This window comes from Streptomyces sp. NPDC088124, assembly GCF_040685895.1.
GTDB lineage: Bacteria > Actinomycetota > Actinomycetes > Streptomycetales > Streptomycetaceae > Streptomyces.
In genome coordinates, this window is the sequence record NZ_JBFBJB010000041.1 from 59666 (window position 1) to 84394 (window position 24729).

Consider the following 24729-nt stretch of genomic DNA (forward strand, 5'->3'; position numbering starts at 1 on the left):
CGAGCCCTTCATACGTACCCTCATAGCCCCGGCAAGCGCGACCAGGTCACCATCGTCGGCTTCCCGTGGAACACGGACGGCGACGAGATCACCGCGTCCGTCGAAGTCCGCCGCCAGGACCGCGCCACTGAACGTTGGCCCCTTTCCTGCGTCGGTCTCGGCATGCGCTACGCCTCGGGGGTCGTCTGGGACGACCTGGAGTCCATCTGGACCGCCTTCGACGAGGAGACGGGCCGCGAACTGGTTTCGGGGCGCGACGTCGTCTTCGACCGTAAGCGCGGCAACCGACCCGCCACGGTCGAGCGGATGTCATCCGTCGGTGACTTCCGCGTCCGCTACGAGGACGACGAGCAGCTCACCAACCACCTGGCCAGGTGCCGGCTCGACCCTGCCGACTACGGCGTTGTCACCCGTCTGTGGACCGCCGACATCGAACTCGGCCGCAAGTAGCCTCGACCGCTTCCGCCAATCCCATCAGGGGCGCCGCGGTGGCCTGCCGGATGCAACCGCAACATTCCGCCCCCGAACAATAGGGAACACTCACGAAAATTCTGGCTGCCACCGGTGAAGTCTGTTCCCCCGAAGTCGACTTCAACTGGTGTGACGACGATGAACTGGTCCTGGGCCCGGTCGGCGTGTGCGACAACGGCGACGCCTGCGGCTGCGCACAGTCCTGGGTGGGGCTCAAGACCACCAAGGGCAGCACCCTCGCCAAGGTCGTGGACGTCGTCATAACGACCCACCAGCTCAAGGAGCTGTTGCTGGACGCCGGGATCCGGATGGGCTACGCCGACCGAGGCCGCACCATCCACGTTTCGTTCGTCCGGGTGCGCTACCTGGAGATCGTCAGCACCGCCCGGAAGCACGAGGGCAACACCGTCCTGCGCTACACCCACCAGGGCCCCTGCTGTGAAGGAAGAGTCGAGGATGACCCAGCACGTCATTCAACTCAGCGGCGGACTCGGCTCCTTCGGAGCAGCGCTCCGTGTGGCCGAGAAGCACGGCACCAGCAGCATGACGCTGCTGATAGCGGACACCAAGGCCGAGGATGAAGACCTCTGGCGGTTCGCCGACGACATCAGCCGCCTGCTCAAGGTGCCACTGACGAAGGTCACCGACGGCCGGACGCCATGGGAGCTGTTTAAAGACAAACGCTTCCTGGGCAACGACCGCATCACCCCGTGCACCAAATACCTCAAGCAGATTCCCTGCCGGAAGTGGATGAAGGAGCACGCCTCTATCGGCGACTCCGTCGTCTACATCGGTATCGAGAAGACCAGCCGGGACCGGGCCCGCATCCCCGCAATCGCCCGGAACTGGAAGCCCTGGCGCGTGCAATTCCCCCTGTGCGCCAAGCGGATGCCCGAGCTGACCAAGGAGGAGTCCAAGGCCCGGCTCATGGACTTGTCGCGCTGGTACGGCATCGAGCCGCCCCGGCTTTACGGCTGGGGATACGAACACAACAACTGCGGCGGCCTCTGCGTCAGGGCCGGCCAGGCTCAGTGGAAGCTCACGCTCGAAGTCCAGCCGGAGCGGTTCGCGTACGCAGAGGCCGAGGAGCAGAGCATTCGGGAGCTTCTGGGTAAGCCGGTCTCGATGCTGCGCCAACGGCGCAACCGCGTCGCCTACCCCCTTCCCCTGTCCGAACTCCGACGACAATACGAGGCCGCAGCGGCTGCCGCCTCCCTCTCCGAGCTCCATGAGGATCAGAAATGAGCGACCTCGGCTGACGACGCCCGAGGGTGGCTCCATGTCTCAGCCCGAACGCCCGGGCAGTGGCACGGACGTCCATATGTGTGGGCCCTCCACGCCATCGGTGGCAGCCTCAGCACGAGCTACATCGAAAGCGTCTGCCAGCAGGCCGACCAGGAGGGTGCTCCACGCGACGCGGTGTACAAGACCCGCGACGATGACCCGAGCCGCCCCAACGAGTGGATCACCGTCGACATGATCACCATTGGTGATCAGCGAACCCGCACCCGGCGCTATGCCCAGGTCCTCATCCACTGGCGGCGGACTCTCAAGGAACAGCGGGAAGCGCCGTTGCTGCCGAGGACGAGGCGGAGGCCCAGGAGGACGAGGCCAAAGCCGAGCGCCTTCGGTCGCCGACCGAGGAGCGGCAGGCCGGCTCGGTGTTCTGGTTCAACGGGACGACTGTCGAGGTTATCGACCGGCTCAGCGGCGAGGTCCGGCCACCGGGCCACGGTTCGCCGTTCACTCGCACCCTCATTCGCCCCCGCGAGCGAGACAAGGTCACCGTCACCGGCATCCCCTGGCACCCGGGCACCGGAGAGATCACCTCGCTTTGCGAGATCCGCTTGGAGGACGGCACCACCTCGCGCTGCTACCCCTCCCGCCTGGACCTCGCCCTGCGCTACACCGCCGACTACATGCCCGGCTACGTGGAGTCCTTCTGGAAGCCCTTCGACGCGAAGACCGCCCGCGAACTCATCTCGGGCCGAGACGTCGTCTACGACAGCAAGCGGGACAACCGGCCAGCCACGGTACTGGTGGTGTCCAGCATCGGGCCCGGCTCATGGACCTGTTGCGTTGGTTCGGCATTGAGCCTCCCGGCCTGTACGACGGGGAGTACGAGCGCAACAACTGCGGGGCTGTCCGTCAAGGCCGGCCAGGCACAGTGGAAGCTCACGCTGGAAAAGCAGCCCGAGCGTTTCGCATTCGCCGGCTGAGGAGCAGGCCATGCGCGATCTGCTGGGTAAGCCGGCCTCGATACTCCGCCGGCGCATCAATGGGGTTGCCTACTCACTGCCGTTTTCCGAACTCCGCCGCCAAAATCAGGGCGTCTGAACCGTCTGACGAAAGGAATAGCCGATGCCTGTCAGTGACACACACTCGTATGAGATGACTGCAAGCGTTGTGGTGGCGCACTTCTGGGCAGAGCAGGACGAGCGGTTTTACACCTGGCCCCGACTCGACGACGAAACGGACTCCGCCACCTTCGCCCTGTCGGCCGAGACGAAGGGTGTCTGGGAACCGTCCGTCAAGATGGAGGCCGGGGTGCACCTCCCGCGTGAACACCGAACGGGAGGTGCACACCTGCACGCTCGGATGGCTTCCAGGTGCAGAGCCGAAACGCCCAACCAGTCGATTTGTGCAGAGATGCAATAGCGCCATCTACTGCACGTACCTATGGTTGCTGGTGCAACTTGACCTCGATTGCGGGATGAGTGAAGTGGACCGAATTATTGGTGAGCGAAGTGTGCAGGAGCTGGGCGGACGCCTGGAAACTGCTGCTGCGCTGCATTGAAGAACGGATGAGGGTTCGCTGTTTCGAGGCGGGTGTCGTAGGTAATGTGCCCGTTGGAATTGGAAACCTCTCCGATCTTGCATATGAAGGAGTGCATCGTTGATCCATACTCACGCAGAAGCGTCCAACTCTGACGAGTTCAAGGGTTTCGACGAAGCTCGGCGTATCATGTGGTGCTATGAAGCTCGCGCCCGCGTGTATCAGCGGTTCGAGCTGACCACCTTTGTTGTTGACACCGGTGTCGTAGCGGTCCATGTCGACAACACCGTCTGGGCGGACCGTGTCTTCCTGATGGCGTTCGACAAGGCCGGCCAGCAGGTTGGCGTCGACACGCTCTACATCGATGAGCCGGGCCAACACCTTGACCTCGCACCCGAGTTCGACCACGACTTCACCCATATGGAAGTCGTGCCCCAATCCCAGCTCGAGCAGGCTATCGCGCGCGAGAACGGTTGGGTTGTCAACCTAACCGCACTGCGTAACTATGATCTTGCGGCCGATCGCCGGGCCACGCGGCGTGCAGTGTTCCTCGCGCATCTGCAGGACATGTTGAAAACCGGTGATGTCCGCGGCTTCCTCCTCGAACGGGGGGAGTCTGACGAAACTGATGCAACGTGAAAGAGCGAGGCCTTTAACTTCGGAAGACCCCGCCGGGCATGCAGCCGGTGGGGTTTTCTGGTGCCTGTCGATGACTCAGTTCTGCGCTCACGGCTGGGATCAGCACAGCTGATCCGGATGTCGGGATCCAGTTGAGAGCTTTGCGAAGAGAAATGCCGTGGACCGGCTTGCGCCGGTCCCGGGTGACGTCTGGTGGTGATCCCGGCGGGGGCAGTGCGACCTTCGTTTCCACTGAATGGATCCCGCTCCTGCGCCTGCGCAAGGACAAGGACGACGAGGGCGGTGTCGCCGGTCAGGACGAGGCGGTGATCATCCGCTTGGGCATCCCGGGCCCTACCCCGGTCGAGTTCCGGGCCAAAGCACTCCAACCCCGTTGATCCCGGACTCGCACCGAACGATGTCCTTGGTCTGGCCACGGCTCTCGGCCTCGTCGACGCAAAGATCAAGCTGCTCGGGGAGTGCAACCTCGAGAACCCGCTGGACTGAGGCACCAGCTGCCTTCAGCGCATCGCTGACCAGATAAGCGGCTGGGTGCATGGGGCTGAAAGGGAGCCCGCTGCTGGCGATGCCGGGACCCATCACGTCGTCCACGCCCACAGGTACGAACACGCTGATCCGCGACGGAGCGGCCCCCGTCGTGGCTCTCGACAACGTCCCAGAGGCCCCGGCAAGCATCACGGCGGCGAACTCGCCACTGAGGCTGGGCCCCCGCCTCAATGAACCATGACCGATCACCGAGCAGGAAGTGACATGACCGAGGAGATCCGGACCACCACAGGGCGCCCCATCGGAGCACGCGGCTTGAAAACCCGCAGCCAACTGATGTTATGCCTAAGGGAGTTGTTGGCCGAGTACGGCCATCACGCGACGAGAGTGATCGATGTCGCTCGTCGCACGCGTACTTCGCCCGCGACCTTCTATCAGTACTTCGCGGACGTTGACGCTGCCGTCTTGGCACTGGCCCGGCCCGTGGCGCAGGATGGCAGCGATGGGCTGATCTACGCGGAGATCAGCAGCTGGTGGGGCGACGAGCGTCGCAGCGCCGGGAGCACGGTGGACGCCTTCTTCGCGTTCTGGCGGGAGCACGAGGTAGTCTTGCGGGTGGTCAACCTGAGGGCGGCCGAGGGCGATAGTCGGTTCGCCGAGATCCGCCGCCGCGTGCTCTCCGGTCTCCTGGGACACCTGGAGTACGCCATCGCCACCCGTCCGTCATCACCCGGCCCGAAGGACGACTCCTTCGCCTCGGCCGAGGCTCTGACGCAGCTGCTCGCCGCGGCTGCCAGCCGCCACGCCTCCGACACTGCGGACTCGGCGGTGGTTCGCCAGATGTTGGTCGAGCTCATCAGCCTGACCGTGTCCGGCGCAATCGTCGTCCCGCTGCCGGTTGCGTGACCCGCCCGTAGCCCGAATCCGGCACGCGCTGTCCCGCCGACGAAGAACTCGCGGTTGTGACGTGGTGCGCAAACCCCCCCGCAGGCCCCGGACGGGTTCGACTCCGCGGCGGAGCAGTCCCACGACGTATCACTCCACCCGCTGAAGAACTGAGGATCATCGTGAGCGCACAACCTACTCAATCTCCGCCTTCTACCCCGCCCGTGCCGAACGCTGATGTGCAGGACCGCAACGCCCTGATGCGCGGGCTCGCCGCATCTGAGTCCGTTGTCAATCGTCTGGCTCTCACCTCCTCGCCCAAGGACATCACTCTCCACCACCGGGCCGACAGCTACGAGGTGAGCCTCTACTTCTTCGAATCTCCCTGCGCGGTCAAGGACTTCGCCGCTGCCCTGGACACCGTCGTCAGCACCACCGTTCACCCCTACCGCCCGGAGGTCGAGCGCACCGAGGCTCACGCCGTCGTACAGGGAATCAACTTCCGGGCCTGGACCGAGACTACGACTGGCCGCCACGCAGACGGCCGGTCGTATGCGCAGTTATGACGCAGTCCGTCCACCCGCTGGCTGCCAGCGAGTCGATGGAGTCGAGTGCCTTCCGCCTCGGTCAGGTCCCCCGCATGCTGGCCGACCGCCTTCGCCGACGGGACTCCGCCCGTTGGCCAGTAGCGAGGAGTACGTGACGCTCGACGTCCCGCCCACCACATTGGGCGAGTTGCAGTGGTGCACCGCCCATCCCGCATCGACCTGGTCCACACCCTGGAGTAACCGAACGCGGGTAGTGGTGGCTTCGACCGCATCCTGCGAACGGGTCGTAGACGGCGTCAAGGTCGCCATTGAGCCCCGCCATCTGCTGAGTCAGGTGGAGTGGGACGCGCGCTGGACCCCTGGGGAGCTGGCCGTCGTGGCGTCCACGGGGGTGTCGGCATGACTCAGGTACCTGAAGTGACCGGCACCGTGCTGTCCGGCGCCTGGAAATGAGCCCCCAGGCTCGGTGTACCTGTCGCGGGGACGGCGTCCACTCCGGCGCTCTCGATATCCGGGGTGCGTACCGAGCTGCTGTGTGCGCTCGTGCGCACAGCACGCGAGTACCCGCAATACGGCAGCTTCCCGGCCTGTTCTACGAACTGGGCGAGGCGGCGGCGCTGGTGGTCGAGATCGAAGGCGACTCCGAGCGGCCTGTGGGATACGCCGTGAGCCCGCTTCGCGTGCACGTCGACTTCGGCCCCGAGGCGGAGTCGGAGCATTCCTGGCTTTCTTCGATGTCGTGCTCGGCGTGAAGCTCGCCGCTCAGGGCGTCTACGAGGTGGCGCCGTGGGACAAGCCGTGGCGCTCGTTTTCAAGCACGGATGATGACCACCACCGGCCGGGCCGGATCAAGCAGACTCGGTCTTACCGGCCAGACCTCCGTACCAGAGCCAGGCAGGGGCCCGGACGGCGCCCGACTGATGAACCTGCGGGCCTGAAGGGCGGTGGCACCCCCCTACCTGACGACGATGTCCTGACCGCCTACGTGGCGACTTAGACATCGAATCGGGTTCCCTGCGCGGCGGTGCCGTTCTGGCGGATCATCGTACGGGCGGGATGAGTAGCGAAGCTCCGGCATGGATGAGGTTCGGGTCCTGGATCTTGTTCACCTCGACGAGGATGCCGATCGGCACCCCCGTTGCCCCCGAGGCTTTGGCGAGCGTATCGCCGGGGCGAATCGTGTACGACCTCGCCTTCGGCTGAGGCTCCACCCGGGGCGGCCTAGCCGATCCTCTGGACTTGTCTTCGTCATCGCGACCCGGCATCGGTACCTGACCCACCCTGCTCGTGTCCTTCTTGTCCTCGCTCGGCGCCTGCGCGCTTCCACCCCCGGCGTTCTTGTCGCCCGGGTCTGCGGGTGCCTGGATCGTCGTGCGCTTGCCCTGCAGGGCCCGGGAAAAGTCACAGTCGGCCGTCACGAGCCGCGCCAAGCCGCACCCGGCGATGAGCGCCGCTCCGCCCGTCATGACACAGGCTGTGATGACGGGTCCGTTGCCGTAGCCCATCGGGCCGGAGTGGCTTCGGGCAGGTGTTCTCGTCTGCGCCGGCGGCTTCGAATCCGTCTTCACTGGCTCGCGAATCGCATCCTTCATCCCTGTCACTCCTTATTTGGTGTGGCGTTCGGATTCTAGTTGTAGTTGGACATGTATTGACTGAATGGGGGGCTGGATGCAATATAAATTGCTCACGATAAGAGCACTATAGGCCAATGGCTCGCTAGTCGTTAGATCGAACGAAGGAACTGCATCACCATGACCACGCACACCATCTCCGCCAGCCAGCTCGTTGAGGGCAAGAGCGTCCTCATCCGCGGGAAGCTCGCCTTCGCCGTACTCACCCGCCTCATCCAGGGTGCAGAGCTCGTTGCCAGCGACGAGCGCAAGTCGAAGAACGGCATGAACCCTGTCGGCAGGCCGCACGTCACCGCCACGATCGTCAACGCCGAAGTCCAACTCGCGGACCCGAGCAACCCCACCCTCGAGGAGCAGTTCGTCTCCGAGCGCCGCTACCCCTCGAGGAAGAACCCCAACAGCGGCCCCAACTACGCGATCGACTCCAAGGGCTCGAACCTGCCGGTCATCGCGATCCCGTCTGCGGCCGGCGACGGCACCTACGACCAGGACGAGTCGGGCCAGGAACTCGCGCATGGCCTCGACGTCACGCTCGTGTTGCGTGTCTACAAGCCGAAGAACTTCAACAACCGCGGCTTGGCCCTCGACCAGGTGATCGTCCACGAAAAGCCGCGCTATTACACCGGCGGGATAGGCCAGGCCGACCTTGCCGCGCGCGGCATCGTGTTCAACGGCGCGCCGCGCCCCATCCAGGCTGCCCCTGTCGATGCTGCAGCCGGGGACCCGGTCGGGACCGAAGTCGAGGACGGCCTGTCCTTCCCGGCCCCGCAGCCTACGACTGAGCCCGAGGTCATGGCTGCGCAGGTTCAGACCCCCGTCGCCCAACCAACCGCCGTGGCTGCGCCCGTCGCTGCGGCCACTCCCCCTCCCGCCGCGGCTCCGGCTCCTGCCCCGCAGGAGACCCAGGAGCAGGAGATCGCGCGCCTCAAGGCCAAGATCAACGTTCTTAAGGGCGCCGGTTCAGCCGTGGGTGCGCCCGTGGCCACCGGTCCGTGGAACGGCGGCCCGGCCGAGCAAGCGGGGATCACCTATCAGAGCTGAGCTGCGGTGACCATCGATGAGACCCCCGTACGGACATCCGCACAGTACGGGGGTCCTGTCTTTCTCGTCTCCTCCTGACGCCTCCGATCGAAAGCGTGCGTCGCATGATGACTCGAGCCGACCCTCATGCCTGGTTCCCGCAGTTCTACGGCAACCCCGCGATCCGCACGCTCGCCAGTGCCTGTCGGTGGACCATCTCCGGACAGATCAGGGAAGAGACCCCCGGCATTCCCACCAAGCCGCCGAAGCGCAAGGCCCCGATCGACGTATGCCACCTGCTGGACGGATGCACGTCCAGCTGCCAGCACGCCGGCCCACTGCGCGGAGCCTTCGCCCTGGACGAGACCTGTCTGCTGACCCTCGACGAACTCACCGCGGCGATTCCGAACGCCGCGAACAACGCCTTCTACCTCCAGGCCCAGACTGACGGGCTGCTCGTCCTCGATATCGAGGCCGACTGTCCGCCAGGTACGGTCACAGACCTGCTGCGGCTGCCGGGCAGCCTCTACTCGGAGCTGTCGATGTCCGGCCGAGGTTTCCATCTCGTCGTGCCACTGCCGAGGAACTTCCACGACTTCCCTGTGGCCGCCGGCAAGCGCGTCCTGCGTGAGGAACACGGCTGGTACGAGCTGCTTCTGGACCACTGGATTACCTTCACCCGCCAGCCGGTACCCGATCACATGGTCGCCCACGTCAACACGGCGACTACCGCGCCGGCCTTCACCTCCATCGAGGACCTCTACGCGCATCTGGCCGTGAACGCCAGCGAGAGCTCCGGTGCTTCAGCGTCAGCTGTCGACACCGCGGAGGACATGCCCGACATCCCGTACTCGCAGGCCATCGTCGAGCAGACCCTGGCCAGTGCGCGCCACCAGCTCCGGGATCCCGGTGACTTCAACCACGACATGTCCCGCTGGGAGTTCTCGGTTCTCGCCTCGCTCCACGGCTGGATGCGGACGCAACTGCGCGCCTACAGCGCCCTCGGAGTCGAGTACTCAGCGGGCGAAACCGCGTGGCTGCTCTACAAGGCGGCGCTTGACGTCATCCCTGCGCGCCCCAAGCACAACGAGCGGCGCAACGGCCGGCCCTTCCTCCTCGACCGTGCGGCTGCGCTCGTGGCCGACCGCAAGGCCCGTTCCTCGTCGACCGATTGAGGCTGCACCTGCACGTCCGACCTCTCAGGAGTCATCTATGTCCCGCCACGTACGCATCACCACCAGGCTCAACACCACAGCCCTCGTCCACGCGCTGGCCGTAGAGCTGGACATCAGCGACGACGAGGCCCGCGCCGCTGTCATGTCCGTGTTCGGCATCATCAGCCGTGCCGCAGCCGGGGGCCACGACACCGCCATCACGAACTTCGGCACGTTCGTCTCTTCCCGCACGCGCAAGCGCACGGCGCGCAATCCGCAGAACGGCGAGCAGATCACCGTTCCCGCCCACCAGGCGGTCCGATTCCGTCCGTCCCCGCGCCTCGTCCAGTCGGTGCACAGCCGAGACCGCAAGGCCTCCATTGGCAAGCTCCCCAAGGGCAGCCTGCCGGAGCGCCCGGCGTCGCCCCAGGCCCGATCGTGACCGGCTAGGGCGCAGTGACGCAGCGCGCGCGTCACTGCGAACCCCTCGACGACGTCTGCCGCGACGCCCGCAACGAGGGGAACCGACTGCGGCGGTATGTCCAGCAAGACCGCGCAGTGCGGGCGGCTTGGTCCTGCGGCCTCACCGACGTGCAGATCGACGCCGAGACGGCACTGGTTGGTGATCCGCTGCTGCGCAAGCTCGACGCGGGTAACTGGCTGTCCGCAGGTTCATCTACTGCCCCCGGCAGCGGGTGGGGTGGGTGACGAGTGCTGCAGCAAGGCACCCGAGCACCAGTCGGGGACAGGGCTGGATCGCGCGGAGCGCGATCGGGTGGCGATGTGCAGCGGAACCCCATCGCCATCAGTCCGGGAGTACAGGTCTCCACCCGAATCGGTCGACATGACGCACGGCCTGCGCCACAGGGCTGCCCTCGGCCTATTACGGCCTCAGAGACGTCGAGAGCAGCCCCTTCCTCTGACACATCTTCTCTCCTCTCCTGCCCGCGCATAGAAAAGACATCGACATGAAGTTCAACGACAGCCTGACGACCCTCATCAAGCAGGCCCTTGAGGTCGGCGCGACACCCGCCCTCATGGGCGAGCCCGGCATCGGCAAGTCCAGCTTCGTGGAGGCCCTGGCCTACTCCATGGGCACGCAGGCATTCACGCTGCCGTGCAACCAACTCGCAGACAAGGCCGACCTCACCGGTGCGCGCCTGGTGCCGTACACCAAGGACGACGGCACGCAGAGCTACAAGCAGGTCTTCTACCCGCACCAGGTGATCCAGGAGTGCATCGACTACGCCGAGAAGAACCCGCGCGAGTGGCCGCTCCTCTTCCTCGACGAGATCAACCGCACGACCTCCGACGTCACCTCCGGCGCGCTGACCCTGGTCACGCTGCGCCGCATGGGGCACGTCGAGCTGCCCAGGAACGTCCGTATCGTCGTGGCCGGCAACGACAAGGGCAACGTCACCTCGCTCGACGAGGCAAGCCTGTCCCGCTTCGCGATCTTCCACGTCGAACCCGACGCCGCCACCCTCATGTCCGTCCTCGGCGACAACATCAACCCCTGGGTGAAGGCGGTACTCACCCAGTACCCCGGGCTCATCTTCCAGAAGTCGACGCCCGTGGCCATCGTCGCAGACGGCCAGGACGACGACGACAACGGCAACGTCACGATGGCCGAGCTGTTCGACGGCGGCGAAGAGATGAACCAGCTCACCACGCCTCGCACCATAGACAACCTGTCGAAGTGGCTCAACGCGGCCGACCCGCAGGAGCTGGCGCAGTATCTGGCGACCCCGGTCCAGATCGGCGACCGCGAGGCCTCGCTGCTGCACGAGGCCATCGAGGCCTATGTCGGGGACACCACGTTCACCACGCAGCTCGTGACCACCATCGCCCAGGACCTGGCGAGCAACGCCGGGGGCGTGCAGCAGCGCCGGGTGAACGTCCCGAAGCCGAACTGCTACCAGGGTCTGAAGGCCGCGGCGACCGTGACCGACATGGCCCGGGTCATCGTGACGCTGACCGACAACGAGAAGTCCGGGGCGCTGCTGTACGCGCTCAAGGAGAGCGAGGCCAACGTGCGCCTCATCGAGCAGCTGGCCCAGGCCATGACCCAGATGGAGCCGGAGCACACCCGCACGCTCATCGAGTTGGTGACCAGCCAGCAGATCGACCGCCAGAACCTGGAGGCCTTCATGGAGACCGACGCTCCGATCGTCAGCCAGACCAAGCCGATCCTCTCGGTCTTCCTCTGATCGATCGATCACCGGTGGTGGGGGCCGCTGCGGGCTGCCGTCCTTGCTGGACCTCCCCACCACCGGCGGCGCCAGGGTGCCGCCTTGCCCTCAGAAGGAGACTACGACCCATGACGATCACCGTCACGAACCAGAAGCCGGCCGTACTCGACGCACTGCACACGATCTCGTGCACCGGTGACTACGACCCGATGCCGGCGATCCGGCAGATTCTTGTCGACCCGCTGCTGGAGCCGTTGAACCCCAACGCCCCGGCGAGCATCACCGACTCCCAGGGTGCCGATCTGACGGGGGACATCCCGGATCTGGTCCTGAGCTGCCTCGGCGACACGCTGAACGTGGCCGGCGAGCAGACGGTCAAGGAGCTGCTCGGGCAGACCCTGATCAACTTCGACCAGGGCACACCGCTGCCGGTCGCCGAGCTCTTCGCAGTCCAGGCCGGGCAGCAGAACAAGATGCCCGCACCCTCCCCGCGGGTGCTCTACACCGCGCAGGCCGATGTCCTGCCGGCCGCGAAGGCCCTGCTGGCGGGGACCGGCGAGGAGAGCGCCTTCTTCGCCTCCGTCGCCTACACCTTCCACCCCGACACCCTGGGGTTCTGGTTCCAGTCCTCCGGCGCCTTCGACGGCTTCAAGACCTGGTTGTTCCAGCAGACGCAGGCGACGGCCAGCGCGCTGCCGCCGGCCACCACCAAGCTGCTCAACGACTTCACGTCCCTGTCCCTGAAGGGGCTCACCGAGTCGCTGCTGGTGCGCAAGGACGACTCTGACGCCAACGACGAGCAGTCCTTCGCCCGAGTGCTCGTACACATGCTCATGAACTACGTCGAGCAGCAGCGGGCGCAGGCCAGCCGGCAGAACACCACCCTGGACGCCGGCGTCCTGCCGTTCACGATCGGGGAGCTGTTCTGCCCGCGCTCCCTCGTCCTGGTCAACGTCGAGGCCCACGCCCGGGCCACCGCGGCGAAGATCACGGGGGAGTGGAACCTCATCAACCAGTCGCTGGCTTCGCCGGTGAAGGTCGTTTCGAACACGTCGCTGTCCAAGCTCACGTCGCTGCCACGGGCCGCCGCCAGGGCCGCCGCTCTGGGAGCCAAGCAGCAAGCGGGCCAGCACGGGGGCCGCAGCGCCCAGGTGGCGTTCCGCAAGCAGCCGCCGAGCAAGCTGGACCTGTTCAAGGACATCACCCGTGTGCTGCGCCGGATGGGCAAGGTCAACAAGTCGCAGAACATCTTCCGCACGACGAAGGCGACCTTCCTCAAGGCAAACCGCCGGAACCCGGACGACTTCAACAAGCCCGGCAGGTCCACCTCGGTGCAGTACATGCCCGACCTGCACATCTACATCGACACCTCCGGCTCGATCTCCGAGGAGAACTACCAGGAGGCGGTCATGATGCTCATCCGGATCGCCAAGAAGCTCAACATCAACCTGTACTTCAACTCGTTCAGCCACTTCCTGTCCCAGGAGGTGATGCTGCGTACGAAGAACAAGTCGACGGCTCAGATCTGGAAGGAGTTCCGCAGGATCCCGAAAGTCACGGGCGGAACCGAGTACATGCAGATCTGGCAGTACATCAACGCCAGCCGGGTGCGCCAGCGCAGGCTCTCCCTCATGATCACCGACTTCGAGTGGTCGCCGCCGCGCCAGCGTCAGGACCACCCGAAGAACCTGTACTACGCGCCGTGCTCCGCCATGGACTGGTCGACCATGGTGGACCTGGCCAAGGGCTACGCCGACTCGATGCAGCACATCGACCCGAGCATCCGGCAGAGGCTGCTCGGCATGGTCGTCTGACCCCGCACCTTCCCAGGACCACCACGAGCGGTGCCGTGTGGGCAACTCCGCTGACCGGCACCCCTCTTGTCGATCCTGAATTCCCTGCTCGCCCATCACGGCGAGCGACCGTACTGTGGAGGAACCTTCGATGCGGATCCCCGCGGATGTGCTCGCAGTCCTGTCAGACCGTACCGAGGCTGATGGCCATCGTCTGACGCTCGTCGGCCCCCGCTTGCCTCCCGCCCTGTACCAGCGTGTCAACGAGGTCCTCGAAGCGGTCGGCGGTCGGTGGACGAAGTCCGAGGGTGCACACTTCTTCCCCGTCCATGCCGCCGAGGCGCTCGCCCCAGTGCTCGCCACCGGTGAAGTCGTGACCCCGGGGGAGAGACGCACCCTCGCTCAGTACTTCCCCACACCCGCACCGATTGTCGACCGGCTCATCGCCCTGGCCGCCCTTGAGCCCGGCATGACTGTGCTGGAGCCGTCCGCCGGCTCCGGTGCCATAGCCACAGCAGCAGCCCGTGGCGCGATCGTGGACTGCATCGAACGGGACCCCGGATACGCCACTGTCCTGTCGGATACGCATGTGGTACGCCGGGTGCTGGTCGCAGACTTCCTCACGGTCTCGGTCGAACCCCGCTTCGACCGGGTGCTGATGAACCCGCCGTTCACCCGTGGCACCGACATGGCCCACGTTGTCCACGCCCTACGGTTCCTGAAACCGAACGGGCTCCTGGTGTCGGTCATGTCGTGGACCGTCACTGAACAGACCGAGAGTACGACGGCCTTCCGAAAGCTCGTGGAGCAGCGCGGTGGTCGCGTCGAAGCACTTCCGGCCCGGGCGTTCGCCCGGGCCGGGACGACCGTTGACACCGTCCTTGTCGCCATTCCGGCCACTCGTTCCGACGGAGGGCGGCCCACGGTCTGGCCGGTGCGTGACATCCCTGTTCGGGATGCGGGAGAACTCGGAAGCCCCGCCGACATCGCCGCGGAGATCGTTTCTGATCTCCGCAAAGCCGTCGCCGCTTTCGAAATGGTTGCCAGCGGGTTCACCAGACCTGTGCCCACCGCCGTGCCGGACGACATCGAGGTCAGCTGGCCGCGCCGCTCCTCGAAATCCGTCAACGGCAGTGCCGCTTCTGACGACACCTGACTTCCCCTCTCATTCATCCATATCCCTGCTCGGGACACCGTGGCGCAGCCACCGAGCGCACCACCACGCCGAGCGACCCGCACCGAAGGAGGACCCGGTGGGTCTCAGCAACTTCACACCCGGCGGCTCCGACGACGACAAGGGCAACGGCGGTGGCGGCAGCTTCCCTCCGCAGTTCCCGTCCGGGGGACTGCCGTCCAGCGGTGGCAGTTCCGATGACGTCAAGGAGCTCCTCGTCGACTACAACGAGAAGTTCAAGAACGCCGATCCGACCATGTTCCGTGACACGCTCATCGGGCAGGTCCTCTCGGTCATCATCAGCAAGACCAAGCCCAACGCCCTGCTGGTCGGTTCCGCCGGCGTCGGCAAGACGAAGATCGTCGAGGACATCGCACGGCGCATCGCGCTCGGCGACACCCTCATTCCCGACCAGCTCAAGGACTACACGATCTACGAGCTGCCCATCACCAACATCATCGCCGGGACCGGCGTCGTCGGCTCGCTGGAGGAGAAGGTCAAGGCGATCGTCGAGTTCGCCTCCGACCCCAAGAACAAGGCCATCCTGTTCATGGACGAGATCCACCAGATCACCGGAGGGTCCGGCAGCCACGGCGACGCCGTCGGCCGCAAGATCTCGCAGATCCTCAAGCCGGCCCTGGCCCGCGGCGACATGTCCGTCATCGGTGCGACCACCAACACCGAGTCCCGGGCCTTCGACGAGGACCCGGCCTTCGCCCGCCGCTTCACCCGGCTCATCGTCGACGAACTGAGCGTGGAGCAGACCCTGGCCGTGATGACCACGGTCTGTCCCGGCCTGATGGCGCACTACCGTCACCAGATCGGGGTCTCCGACGATGTCCTGGCCTCGGTGGTACAGATCGCCGAAACGAACTCCCGGGCTGGCCAGCACCGGCCGGACAACGCCATCACGCTGCTCGACCGGGCGATGGCCGATCGGGTCCTGGAGCAGAAGAGACTCATCGTCCAGGCCGAGGTCGCCGGCGACACGGCACTCGCGCAGACCTTGCGGTCCATCCCGCAGGTACCGCTGACGAACACCCGGGTGCTCGATGTGGCCAAGCGCCTGATGACCGGAAACGCCCAGCGCAAGGATCTCGACGTTGCCGCGCTGAGCGCCACGCTCACCAGCCGCCTGCAGGGCCAGGACGACGTACTCGCCAAGCTCACGGACCGTCTGGCCCGCGAAGAGCTCGACCTGTTCCCGACCAAGACCCCCACGACGTGGCTGTTCGCCGGGGCCTCAGGCGTGGGTAAGACCGAAGCGGTCAAGATCATTGCTGAGGAGACGACCGGCACTGAGCCGATCATCCTCAACATGGCCGAATTCCACACCGAGTGGTCGACGGCGAAGATCATGGGAGCACCTCCCGGCTATGCCGGATCGGACTCCAACCAGGAGCTCCCGTTCGACACGCTGGAGTCCAACCCCCACCGGGTGATCCTGCTCGACGAATTCGAGAAGGCCAACAAGGCCGTGCAGCGCCTGTTCCTCTCGGCGTTCGACGAAGGCTACATCCGCAACGCCCACGGCAAGGTACTGGACTTCTCCAAGGCCCTGGTCATCTGCACGACCAACGCCGCCCGTGATTCGCTCGACGGCAAGGTGGTCGGCTTCGGCAACAACCCGAAGACCGTCTCGAACCAAAGCCTCAACAAGACGCTGGCACAGTTCTTCGACGCCGAGCTGCTGGGCCGGTTCTCACTGATCGTGGGGTTCAACCCCATCGACCGGCAGACCTACCGGCTGATCATGACCGCCGACTACGAGCGGCAGCGCGAGCGGATCGCCGAGGCCAAGCCGCGGCTGGCCCAGGCGCTGCCCGCGGCGATGCCCGATGACGAGCTGCGCGCCATCGAAGAGGCCACCTACGTGGACTCCCAGGGTGCACGGCCGGCGCGCAAGGCTGTTCGCGCCTGGATCGAGGACTACTTGCTCGCTGCCCAGACCGGTGGCACATCCTCGACATCCCCGTCGGACGACTGAACGGCTGCCCGGATCGCCCGAGCGCTCCCGTTCAGGATGCTCAAGCGCAGGAGCCCTCGGCGTCCTCGCCCCCACGGCTTAGCCGGCACAGGGTCGTGCACTGCCCAGAAAGGTAGGTCTCTGTCGGTTATGGCCTGGATACAGACCCTCAACGCGACGTCCCCGAAGGGGCAGGGAGTGGAGTACTGGCAGAACCCGGGAGGGGGGTATTCCCTGGCTGACTCCCCAGCGCAGGTACGGGTGTCCGGCCACACCGTGGTAAACGGCTGGTCATGTGATGGCGAGACGTATGCGGAGTACGCGCGCATCGTGCGCGAGGGGCACGCCCCTGTCGGCACCGACGCGCACGAGGAGGCGTGATCATGAAGTGGGACGAGTGCGAGAGCGGTATGACCGTGCGGGACACCCGTACCGCAGAGATGTTCACGGTCGTCGGTCGTCGTGGAGTCACCGACGACGGCATCGCCACTGCCACCGACTGCGGTGCGTGGGTCGAGCAGATCGAGCCGAACTCTGACGGAATCAAGGAACTGTGGGTCGTTCACTGGTCGCACCTTGAACGCGTAGCCGACGGATCCGCCGGAGTATCGGGCGTACTCCTCACCGAGTGCGCCTTCCTTGTCTGCCCCTGGGATCTCGATGCCGACGATGCTGCTGTCGATGGCCCCGACCGGCGTTCGGACTCGACCGCACAGTGAGGTGATCTGCCGCTGATGAACGACCGCGCGCCTGGGTAGCGTGCGGTGTCCGGGGCGCGTGGCTTCGCCACATGCCCCGGATTCAGGGGCCTAACGGTCCCTGACGGGTGGGTTGAGAGGAACACGGGCGGGGCTCGTCAGATGACGAGAGCCCCGCCCGTGTTCGTACTGGCGCCCATGACCCAGCCCTGTCGCTGCGCTCTTTGCTTACCTTCGAGCGTTCGACTGACTATTCATATCTTGTCAGAATTGGTATGCGGCGTTTTTTGTAGCTTCTCTCAATCCACCTCTCGATCTACTGGAGAAAGGCAACGACATGCCTGTCTTGCTTGATGACCTCGACCTCTCGGCCAATGCCATTGCTCAGAAGGCAGTCGACCCGAAGTTCTTCTCCTCGAAGCTCACCGGCAACGGCAAGAAGATCGGCCTGCTCAACGAGTCCCTGCTGCCGATCAACACTGCCACCAACACCACCTACGCCATGGCCGCCGACATTGAGGTCACGCACAGCTCGACGCAGCACGACATCACCACGACGTCGATCCCGCTCGCGCCGATCACACGCCGCGCTCTGAACGCGGGCGGTTCCTTCACCGTGCCGAGCCCGCACGCCGACGACCGCTTCGCTGTGGACACTTCATCCAGCCAATTCGACGACTGGGACGTCGCCTTCGGCATGACCCCGCAGGCGCTCGTGTTCTACGAGGACAAGTCCGGCGGCAAGTCCACGCGCGACCTCGTCATCCAGTACCGGATGGAGCTGTACTTCTTCGAGAAGGGACTGCCCGAGCCGGAGCGTGCGACCGCCGTCTCGCGCTCGGTCGGCTACGGCAACCGCGACGCCGTCGTCTTCCTGGAGTGGGACACCAGCCCGCTGGAGAACGCCCGTGACTACGTCCAGGATGTGCTCACATCCGCCGGACTGACGGCCTCCAACCTTGGCGATGAGTTCGACGAGTGGATGCGCCAGTACTCGATCTACGAGCGCATCACGCGCCTGGCCCAGATCTGGGACTCCGAGGCGATTGCCGACGAGGTCTGCCGCTACATCCAGGAGATGCCCGCGGGCCCGACGGAGCAGCAGCTGAACATGCTCGCCGTCCAGCTGCGCTATTTGGAGAACTACAACGTCCCGCTGGATGCCTGCCGCCAGATCCACAAGCAAGTGAATGCGACCTTCTCCGGCCAGATCGCCACGAAGCTGTCGAAGCAGAACCTCAGCCTGCTGATGAACCACACACTCGACCATCTGGAGCAGATGAAGTCTCAGCTGATTGTGCCTGCGCGGCCGGCCACGCCTCCGAATCTGCCGCCACACCTGTCCAAGCAGCAACTCGACGCGCTCACCACGCACGAGCCGCTGGTAATGACGCAGGCGGGAGCCGGCACCGGCAAGTCGACCGTGATCCTCGAACGGATCAAGTACCTCGAAGCTTGCGGCGTCACGGCCTCGGACATCACGGTGCTCTCGTTTACCAACGCCGCTGCTGACAACATCACGGAGAAGAACCCGGACGTCGGCTCGATGACGATCGCCAAGATGATCATCGACATCTACTCGATGAACCACCCGAGGCACAAGGTCTCGGCGATCGACACGATCATCAACTCGATCGACATTTTCTACCCGAACAGCCAGTTTGCGGCGACGTTCCGCCACCGCCTGCTGGATGTCGACCAGAACAGGACCGGCGCGTTCACAGCACTGAACATCTTCGTCGAGAGCCACTTCGACGAGGTGATTGCTCTGCTTGACCGCATCGAGCAGACGTCACTGGAGCTACAGATCATCATCTGCTACCAGAAGATCGACGACATGGCCGAGCCGGCGCACGTGCAGTCGAAGTACCTCATCATCGACGAGGTGCAGGACAACAGCGTGTTCGAGTTCATCTACGTGCTGAAGTACATCACCAAGCACGCTCAGTCCCTGTTCATCGTCGGAGATGCCTCGCAGACGCTGTACGAGTTCCGCTCGGCGAACCCGCGCGCGCTCAACACGCTGGAGGGCTCGCGGGTCTTCGCGACCTTCAAGCTCACGACGAACTACCGGAGCAACCAGGAGATCCTGGACTTCGCGAATGTCGTGCTCGGCGGACTAGAGACCAACCGGTTCGCCAACATCCAGCTGCAGGCGAACTCGCTCGCCATGCCCACGGCCGACTCGTTCCGGGAGAAGGTCACCCTGGAGTACCGCGAGGTGGCCGGACTCAAGGGGTTCGTCACCCAGGACCTGCCGGTGATCGTGCGTAATACGGTCATCCCCGACTACGTGGACAAGTGCCTGGACCGGGGCGAGCAGGTGGCCTTCCTGGCCTACTCGCGCCGCGAGGTGTCCTTGATCCAGGATGTGCTCAAAAAGCGCTACCTGGGCCGCCGCGTCGCCTCTCTGGTCAGCGACCGCGTCTACGCCACGGACATCTTCTCCAAGTACATCAAGTTCTTCTGGAACGACGTCCTGCAGGTACCGCCGAACAACGCCGCGTTCGTGGTCTCCCAGGGGATCAAGGACAACATGGACAAGCTGACGAAGAACGCCGCCAAGGACACCGTCGAGAAGGCGATCCACCGCACGATCTCCGAGTGGTGGGTTGAGAACAGCACGACCATCAACGGCTGGGTCACGCTCTGCCACCAGCGCAGGCTCGCGCACGAGGCGTTCTTCGACAGGCTGCGCGACAACCTCCTCTCCTTCGAGATTCAGCGGAACCAGCAGAAGCTGAACATCAACAAGCAGAGAAACCAGGAGCGCAAGCGGAAGAACCTCGAGTCCAAGGCCGACCTGGTCGTTTCGACGATCCACGGCGCCAAGGGTCTCGAATTTGACAACGTTGTCGTCCTCTACAGGGAGGACGCGAAGATGACCCAAGACGCCAAGCGGATGTTCTACGTCGCCTTCACTCGTGCCATGAAGAGCCAGTACGTACTCGGCTACGGCACTGTGAAGCACGCGCCGATCCAGAGCAGTTACGAGCAGATCGTGACGACTCTGACGGAGCGCGACAAGAGGAACTCCGCTCGTGCCCTCGGTATCGATCCGGACCTCCTGGACGACAACGACAGCGTTGCTCCCGGCAGCACCGACGACCGCTCCGCGGTCACCGTGGCCGTCTGACCAACACCGCCACTTCATGCCGCAGGGGCGTGGTTCTGTCAGCGTTCGGCGGCCCACTTGCCAGCCACAGCTGGCTCCACCACCGCCACCACTGGAGCCGCGTCAGCGGATGCTGGCCCCGCCCGACGACCTGCGTATTGTGCGTGCCGGTGGGGCCACGTCGCATTGGCGATCAAGGCACCGGAGATTGCCACGTGGCGCCGGAATCCGATGTCGACTAGGGCCAGTTCACGCTCTCGAAGCCAGGGGCGGGTGTTCTCGACGAGAGCGCCCGCCTGTGCGCTCTTCCACACGTCACACCCCTGATTGACGTAGCCCCGATGGTCACATCATGACCGTGTCTGGCACACTGGGCGCCTCCGGCGAGCAAGGCTCACTAGCGGATCAACCCCCGGGTGCAAGGCCGCACCGGGAGCTACGCCTGGCAGGTGCGGGAACTATACGAGGCCCCCCAGTGCCTGTATGCCGCCCATGACAAGTGGCGTGCTGTGCGCGACAAGCCGCCCGAGAGCGCCCGGCCCGTCACGAAGGCGTACGACGAATCGCTCATCGAGAATCTCGCCGAAGCCTGGCACTACCTCGACCAGTGGGCCATCCACGGCGAAGTCTTCTTCGCCGTCAACCCCCTGGCAGAACGCCAGGCGCAGCAAGCCGCACACGCCATGTTCCCCTCACGACCTCGGCGGGACGACGGTGTTTGAGCATCGCTGGGTTTCCGCCCGCCGCCCGCCTCCACACCACTCTTTTCCGCCGAAGAACAGGAATCCGCCCATGGGCTTTCCCGGCCTGGAACTGAAGATCCGCATGGCGCTTGTGGCTGGCCCGGACTTGCGTGTATTCGTCCCCGTGCGGCTGTACTACAAGAACACGGACCCCTACGCAGTGCAGTTCTCCTTCGACGTCACGCCCGACGATGTGGTCCGGTGGACGTTCGCCCGGGAGCTGCTCGACCAGGGCCTCACCGCACCCGCCGGCACCGGCGACGTGAAGATCACTCCGATCGGCCCTCACCAGAACCACCGCTTCAGGATCGAACTGGAATCCCCCGGCGGCTACGCCCGCCTTGAAGGACCGGCAGCTTCCGTCAAGGCATGGCTCGCCAAGACCTTCGAGGTCGTCCCCGCAGGCCGGGAGTCTGAATCCGTCGACATCGACAGCTTCCTCGACAAGCTTCTGACCCGCTGAGCCGAGCACCGCACGCACGCCCACAACGGGCCCCGCGCAAGAAGATCCGCGCCGTCATGCCACAACAGCGGCGCGCAGATCACCTCTACACATGCCCCGTCCGCCCACGCCCCAGAAAGAAGCAAACCTGTGGCCACGCACTGAACAAGGCCTCGGACATCAGCTTGGAGAAGGTCGTCGTCGGCACTGCGCCTGACCTCACCGACGTGTGCAAGGACGCCGAGACCAGCCTCCCGAAGAGCGACCGCGCCGCCGTCCACCTCGTGATCGACCGCCCTACTTGATGAAGAACTACTTCACCTACGGCACCGTCCAGCGGTTGAACGACCAGATCCTCAGCCTGTCGGCACACCTCGACGACGGCAAAGTCCCGGTCGACGCGGCTTCTTCTCCAGCGGAATACACACCCTCACGCGTGGCGGCCTGTTCCGCCGCTCCCAGACCTTCGTCGACGTCGCCTCGGCGCCCACCAGGACCCCCTCGCCGAGCTGCACAACTCCCTGGGGCTCCCCCCCATTATCCCCCGAACAACAGCGGGTTTCCGATCCGCTGAATGCCGCTGCCCCGCCGCCATCTTCACCCACTCAACTCCTGCGAAAGCGAGAAGTCTTCATGCCCGCATCCACGATCGTCGCTTCCGACGGGGAGTTCCGCCTCTACGGGAACTCCGTGCAGACCTACGCCAATCTGCCGGTGGCCACCTACACGATCTCCTTCTCGTCGCTGGCCGGCTACAGCCTGCGCCAGACGGAGCCGCTGGCATCCGCCGAGGAGACCGTCTACGGCAGCCACGCCTCCCGAGTACAGCGGATCGTCACCGGCTACTCCGCGATGGACCGCTCGCTCGGTGTCATTCTTTCCGGCGACAAGGGCATGGGGAAGAGCCTCATGCTCCGCCTGCTCGCCGAGCAGATGCGCGAGGAGCACCGCCTGCCTACCGTGCTCGTGCAGCACGACACGCCGGGGCTGGCCGCCTTCCTAGACGAGCTGGGCGAAGTCGTCATTGTCTTCGACGAGTTCGAAAAGATCTTCTCCTACGAGGACGACGAGTCGCAGAACCAGTTCCTGAGCCTGTTCGACGGGCTGAGCACGACGAAGCGTCTCTACGTCCTGTCGGTCAACGAGCTGCACCGCGTCAACGACTACATGCTCAACCGTCCCGGCCGCTTCCACTACCACATGCGCTTCGCCTACCCCGAGCCCGAGACGGTGGCCACCTACCTGCGCGACCAGGCGCCCGGAGTGGCAGAGAAGCAGGTCGCCGAGGTCGTCGACTTCTCCCGGAAGTACGACATCAACTTCGACCATCTGCGTGCGATCGCCTTCGAGCTGCGCCTGGGCGAGTCGTTCGCCGAGGTGATCGGTGACTTGAACATCAAGCGCAGCGAGCACGCCAGCTCGTGGATGGAGGCCTACATCACCTGGAAGAACGGCGACACCGACGCCTTCGACGGTCGTGTCGATCTGTTCAACAGCGACAGCCTGCAGACCATCAACGACTGGGAAACCGGCACCGGGCTGCAGTTCCGCATGCGCGACGCCGTCCCGTCCGAGGACGGCTACCAGCTCCCGGATGGTGCCTTCACGCTCACCGACCTCCGTGAGGAGGACGACAGGTTGCCCGACGACGAGAAGGACCTGCGTGCCGCCGCAGTGACCCTGCGCCGTCGCCCGATGGTCTCCATCGACTTCTGAGGACGCCTTCATCCGAACTGCCTAGGAGCCACTCCGGTCGCCGCGGCGGTTCGGTGTCCGGCTCAAGCTCTCTTCCCGTACAGAAAGCAGCCTTCGACCATGCCCAGGCACCGCATCGCCTCCGAGCCCAGCGCTGGCGCGGAGCATCGTGAGCTCCGGACGGCCAGCTTTCGCCTCGGCAAGACCCGTCTCGTCACGGTCGTCGGCTCCGAGGACCTGTCCTGGGCGACCAGGCGTGAGCTGATCGCCTTCGGCAACGACCCGCAATGAACGCCATGCAGCCAGACCCCGCTGTGCTGCTCGCCTGCCTGGCCGTCGCTACGCTCGGCATCCTGTGCCTCGCCATGGGCGTTGGCCGCAAGCGGCGCTGGCGGGACCCCACCAGGTTCTTCAGCTGGGGCCAGAAGCAGCAGCTCATCCGCCAGGCCAACGGCCGGTGCGAGCACACGCCGCCCCTGTGGTTCCGATGCCCGGCAGAGGGGACCGAAGCCGACCACGTACACCCCTGGAGCCGTGGCGGGCCGACTGAAGTATGGAACGGCCAGCTGCTCTGCCACCGGCACAACCAGCGGAAGTCCGACCGCGTGCCGAGCCCCCTCTACCGCTGGCGTCTCGCGCGCCGGCGCCAGAAGTACTGACCACCCCGAGTGGCGGCGGGTCCGCTTCCGTGACAACCGCGAGCTGTCCGCCCGCGAAGCGCCGCCTTGCGACCAGGAGACCCGCCGCTGCTGGTGTGGCGTGCCATGGCCCCACGACTGGCCAGACAAGGATGGCGGCCCACCTCACCCACGTGACGCACAAGGAGACGTCCGATGACCACACAGCCGCCGGTCCCGACACGGTGCGCAGGCCGCCCAGCCCTGGGAGGCCTGGTCGTCCCGTGGATCACGCTCCAGGCCGGCGGTCGGTATCTGTTTGGGACGCTCGACAAAGACCGGCGCGACCGGGCACTGGCCGAACGGCGCTGCCAGGTCTGCGGGCAGCGCTTCGATGAGCGGATCTGTCTCGCGGTGCGGCCTGCCGATATACGAGTCGGGACATCGCTGAGCCTGGCATGCACCCCGAATGCCTCGCGTACAGCGTACGTGCCTGTCCGACGTTGATCCCCCGTCAGTTCGCGATTTCTGAAGCGCTGATCCGCCGGAACCCGAGGGCTGCGGTGTGTAACAGCAAGCCTAGAACTAGCCTAGTACTCCAGTCTGACTTCGCGATCTTGAGTCGGGCCCGGCTGGGAACGGGTACGGCCACCGCGTGATCATCGGGGGTTGTGTGGACTCCTG

The 24729-nt window shown here is 65.3% G+C and carries 24 protein-coding genes; 23 read left to right on the forward strand and 1 reads right to left on the reverse strand.

Annotated elements, in window-relative coordinates:
- Positions 1-162 precede the first annotated feature (162 nt).
- The 7 genes from AB0P17_RS29685 (at position 163) to AB0P17_RS29715 (ending at position 6208) form a co-directional block, all read left to right on the forward strand.
- Entirely contained in the window at positions 163-450 is a 288-nt protein-coding gene (locus AB0P17_RS29685) for a hypothetical protein (RefSeq protein ID WP_365815488.1), read from the forward strand.
- Positions 451-927: 477 nt separating this feature from the next.
- The gene (locus AB0P17_RS29690; RefSeq protein ID WP_365815490.1) at positions 928-1716 is read left to right on the forward strand and encodes a hypothetical protein; all 789 of its coding nucleotides are present in this window, start codon (positions 928-930) and stop codon (positions 1714-1716) included.
- Between the two features lie 416 nt (positions 1717-2132).
- Positions 2133-2690: a hypothetical protein gene (locus tag AB0P17_RS29695; protein WP_365815492.1), complete on the forward strand. Its 558-nt coding sequence runs from the start codon at positions 2133-2135 to the stop codon at positions 2688-2690.
- Between the two features lie 677 nt (positions 2691-3367).
- Entirely contained in the window at positions 3368-3886 is a 519-nt protein-coding gene (locus AB0P17_RS29700; protein WP_365815494.1) for a hypothetical protein, read from the forward strand.
- Positions 3887-4636: 750 nt separating this feature from the next.
- Positions 4637-5278 (forward strand): TetR family transcriptional regulator, encoded by a 642-nt coding sequence (locus AB0P17_RS29705; RefSeq protein ID WP_365815496.1) that lies wholly within the window; start codon positions 4637-4639, stop codon positions 5276-5278.
- A 203-nt stretch (positions 5279-5481) separates the two neighbouring features.
- On the forward strand, positions 5482-5823 hold the full coding sequence (locus AB0P17_RS29710; RefSeq protein WP_365815498.1) for a hypothetical protein: 342 nt from the start codon (positions 5482-5484) through the stop codon (positions 5821-5823).
- 238 nt (positions 5824-6061) lie between these two features.
- Entirely contained in the window at positions 6062-6208 is a 147-nt protein-coding gene (locus tag AB0P17_RS29715) for a hypothetical protein (protein ID WP_365815500.1), read from the forward strand.
- Between the two features lie 637 nt (positions 6209-6845).
- Here AB0P17_RS29715 and AB0P17_RS29720 read toward each other — a convergent pair.
- A complete protein-coding gene (locus AB0P17_RS29720; protein ID WP_365815502.1) occupies positions 6846-7397 on the reverse strand; it encodes a LysM peptidoglycan-binding domain-containing protein in 552 nt (183 codons plus the stop codon).
- A 159-nt stretch (positions 7398-7556) separates the two neighbouring features.
- On the opposite strand from AB0P17_RS29720, the gene AB0P17_RS29725 reads away from it, so the two are divergent.
- The 16 genes from AB0P17_RS29725 (at position 7557) to AB0P17_RS29800 (ending at position 24087) form a co-directional block, all read left to right on the forward strand.
- Positions 7557-8477, forward strand: coding sequence for a hypothetical protein (locus tag AB0P17_RS29725; protein ID WP_365815504.1), 921 nt, complete (start codon positions 7557-7559; stop codon positions 8475-8477).
- A 104-nt stretch (positions 8478-8581) separates the two neighbouring features.
- Positions 8582-9631 (forward strand): hypothetical protein, encoded by a 1050-nt coding sequence (locus AB0P17_RS29730; protein WP_365815506.1) that lies wholly within the window; start codon positions 8582-8584, stop codon positions 9629-9631.
- Between the two features lie 37 nt (positions 9632-9668).
- A complete protein-coding gene (locus tag AB0P17_RS29735) occupies positions 9669-10052 on the forward strand; it encodes an HU family DNA-binding protein (protein ID WP_365815508.1) in 384 nt (127 codons plus the stop codon).
- A 14-nt stretch (positions 10053-10066) separates the two neighbouring features.
- On the forward strand, positions 10067-10318 hold the full coding sequence (locus tag AB0P17_RS29740; protein ID WP_365815510.1) for a hypothetical protein: 252 nt from the start codon (positions 10067-10069) through the stop codon (positions 10316-10318).
- Between the two features lie 260 nt (positions 10319-10578).
- Positions 10579-11820 carry a MoxR family ATPase gene (locus AB0P17_RS29745; RefSeq protein ID WP_365815512.1) on the forward strand — a complete coding sequence of 414 codons (1242 nt, stop codon included), beginning with the start codon at positions 10579-10581 and terminating at the stop codon, positions 11818-11820.
- A 110-nt stretch (positions 11821-11930) separates the two neighbouring features.
- Complete coding sequence (locus AB0P17_RS29750; protein ID WP_365815514.1) at positions 11931-13616, forward strand: hypothetical protein; 1686 nt, start codon at positions 11931-11933, stop codon at positions 13614-13616.
- Between the two features lie 130 nt (positions 13617-13746).
- Entirely contained in the window at positions 13747-14751 is a 1005-nt protein-coding gene (locus tag AB0P17_RS29755; RefSeq protein WP_365815516.1) for a class I SAM-dependent methyltransferase, read from the forward strand.
- A 97-nt stretch (positions 14752-14848) separates the two neighbouring features.
- Positions 14849-16756, forward strand: a complete 1908-nt coding sequence (locus tag AB0P17_RS29760) for an AAA family ATPase (RefSeq protein ID WP_365815518.1) — start codon at positions 14849-14851, stop codon at positions 16754-16756.
- Between the two features lie 362 nt (positions 16757-17118).
- Complete coding sequence (locus AB0P17_RS29765; RefSeq protein ID WP_365815520.1) at positions 17119-17454, forward strand: hypothetical protein; 336 nt, start codon at positions 17119-17121, stop codon at positions 17452-17454.
- Positions 17455-17770: 316 nt separating this feature from the next.
- Positions 17771-20569, forward strand: coding sequence for an ATP-dependent helicase (locus tag AB0P17_RS29770; RefSeq protein ID WP_365815522.1), 2799 nt, complete (start codon positions 17771-17773; stop codon positions 20567-20569).
- Positions 20570-20997: 428 nt separating this feature from the next.
- A complete protein-coding gene (locus AB0P17_RS29775; protein WP_365815524.1) occupies positions 20998-21270 on the forward strand; it encodes a hypothetical protein in 273 nt (90 codons plus the stop codon).
- Positions 21271-21340: 70 nt separating this feature from the next.
- Complete coding sequence (locus tag AB0P17_RS29780) at positions 21341-21754, forward strand: SsgA family sporulation/cell division regulator (protein ID WP_365815526.1); 414 nt, start codon at positions 21341-21343, stop codon at positions 21752-21754.
- 56 nt (positions 21755-21810) lie between these two features.
- Positions 21811-22038, forward strand: a complete 228-nt coding sequence (locus tag AB0P17_RS29785; RefSeq protein WP_365815528.1) for a hypothetical protein — start codon at positions 21811-21813, stop codon at positions 22036-22038.
- A 328-nt stretch (positions 22039-22366) separates the two neighbouring features.
- Positions 22367-23449, forward strand: a complete 1083-nt coding sequence (locus AB0P17_RS29790; RefSeq protein WP_365815530.1) for an AAA family ATPase — start codon at positions 22367-22369, stop codon at positions 23447-23449.
- A gap of 99 nt (positions 23450-23548) precedes the next feature.
- A complete protein-coding gene (locus tag AB0P17_RS29795) occupies positions 23549-23719 on the forward strand; it encodes a hypothetical protein (RefSeq protein ID WP_365815532.1) in 171 nt (56 codons plus the stop codon).
- Positions 23720-23724: 5 nt separating this feature from the next.
- Positions 23725-24087: an HNH endonuclease signature motif containing protein gene (locus AB0P17_RS29800; protein WP_365815534.1), complete on the forward strand. Its 363-nt coding sequence runs from the start codon at positions 23725-23727 to the stop codon at positions 24085-24087.
- The last annotated feature ends 642 nt before the right edge of the window (positions 24088-24729 follow it).

What these genes read in the sequence shown, in the direction of transcription:
- AB0P17_RS29685 (WP_365815488.1), top strand. Translation starts at nt 163, where the DNA reads ATGCGCTACGCCTCGGGGGTCGTCTGGGACGACCTGGAGTCCATCTGG.
- AB0P17_RS29690 (WP_365815490.1), top strand. Translation starts at nt 928, where the DNA reads ATGACCCAGCACGTCATTCAACTCAGCGGCGGACTCGGCTCCTTCGGA.
- AB0P17_RS29705 (WP_365815496.1), top strand. Translation starts at nt 4,637, where the DNA reads ATGACCGAGGAGATCCGGACCACCACAGGGCGCCCCATCGGAGCACGC.
- AB0P17_RS29720 (WP_365815502.1), bottom strand. Translation starts at nt 7,397, where the DNA reads ATGAAGGATGCGATTCGCGAGCCAGTGAAGACGGATTCGAAGCCGCCG.
- AB0P17_RS29725 (WP_365815504.1), top strand. Translation starts at nt 7,557, where the DNA reads ATGACCACGCACACCATCTCCGCCAGCCAGCTCGTTGAGGGCAAGAGC.
- AB0P17_RS29730 (WP_365815506.1), top strand. Translation starts at nt 8,582, where the DNA reads ATGATGACTCGAGCCGACCCTCATGCCTGGTTCCCGCAGTTCTACGGC.
- AB0P17_RS29735 (WP_365815508.1), top strand. Translation starts at nt 9,669, where the DNA reads ATGTCCCGCCACGTACGCATCACCACCAGGCTCAACACCACAGCCCTC.
- AB0P17_RS29745 (WP_365815512.1), top strand. Translation starts at nt 10,579, where the DNA reads ATGAAGTTCAACGACAGCCTGACGACCCTCATCAAGCAGGCCCTTGAG.
- AB0P17_RS29750 (WP_365815514.1), top strand. Translation starts at nt 11,931, where the DNA reads ATGACGATCACCGTCACGAACCAGAAGCCGGCCGTACTCGACGCACTG.
- AB0P17_RS29755 (WP_365815516.1), top strand. Translation starts at nt 13,747, where the DNA reads ATGCGGATCCCCGCGGATGTGCTCGCAGTCCTGTCAGACCGTACCGAG.
- AB0P17_RS29765 (WP_365815520.1), top strand. Translation starts at nt 17,119, where the DNA reads ATGAAGTGGGACGAGTGCGAGAGCGGTATGACCGTGCGGGACACCCGT.
- AB0P17_RS29770 (WP_365815522.1), top strand. Translation starts at nt 17,771, where the DNA reads ATGCCTGTCTTGCTTGATGACCTCGACCTCTCGGCCAATGCCATTGCT.
- AB0P17_RS29780 (WP_365815526.1), top strand. Translation starts at nt 21,341, where the DNA reads ATGGGCTTTCCCGGCCTGGAACTGAAGATCCGCATGGCGCTTGTGGCT.
- AB0P17_RS29785 (WP_365815528.1), top strand. Translation starts at nt 21,811, where the DNA reads ATGCCACAACAGCGGCGCGCAGATCACCTCTACACATGCCCCGTCCGC.
- AB0P17_RS29790 (WP_365815530.1), top strand. Translation starts at nt 22,367, where the DNA reads ATGCCCGCATCCACGATCGTCGCTTCCGACGGGGAGTTCCGCCTCTAC.
- AB0P17_RS29795 (WP_365815532.1), top strand. Translation starts at nt 23,549, where the DNA reads ATGCCCAGGCACCGCATCGCCTCCGAGCCCAGCGCTGGCGCGGAGCAT.
- AB0P17_RS29800 (WP_365815534.1), top strand. Translation starts at nt 23,725, where the DNA reads ATGCAGCCAGACCCCGCTGTGCTGCTCGCCTGCCTGGCCGTCGCTACG.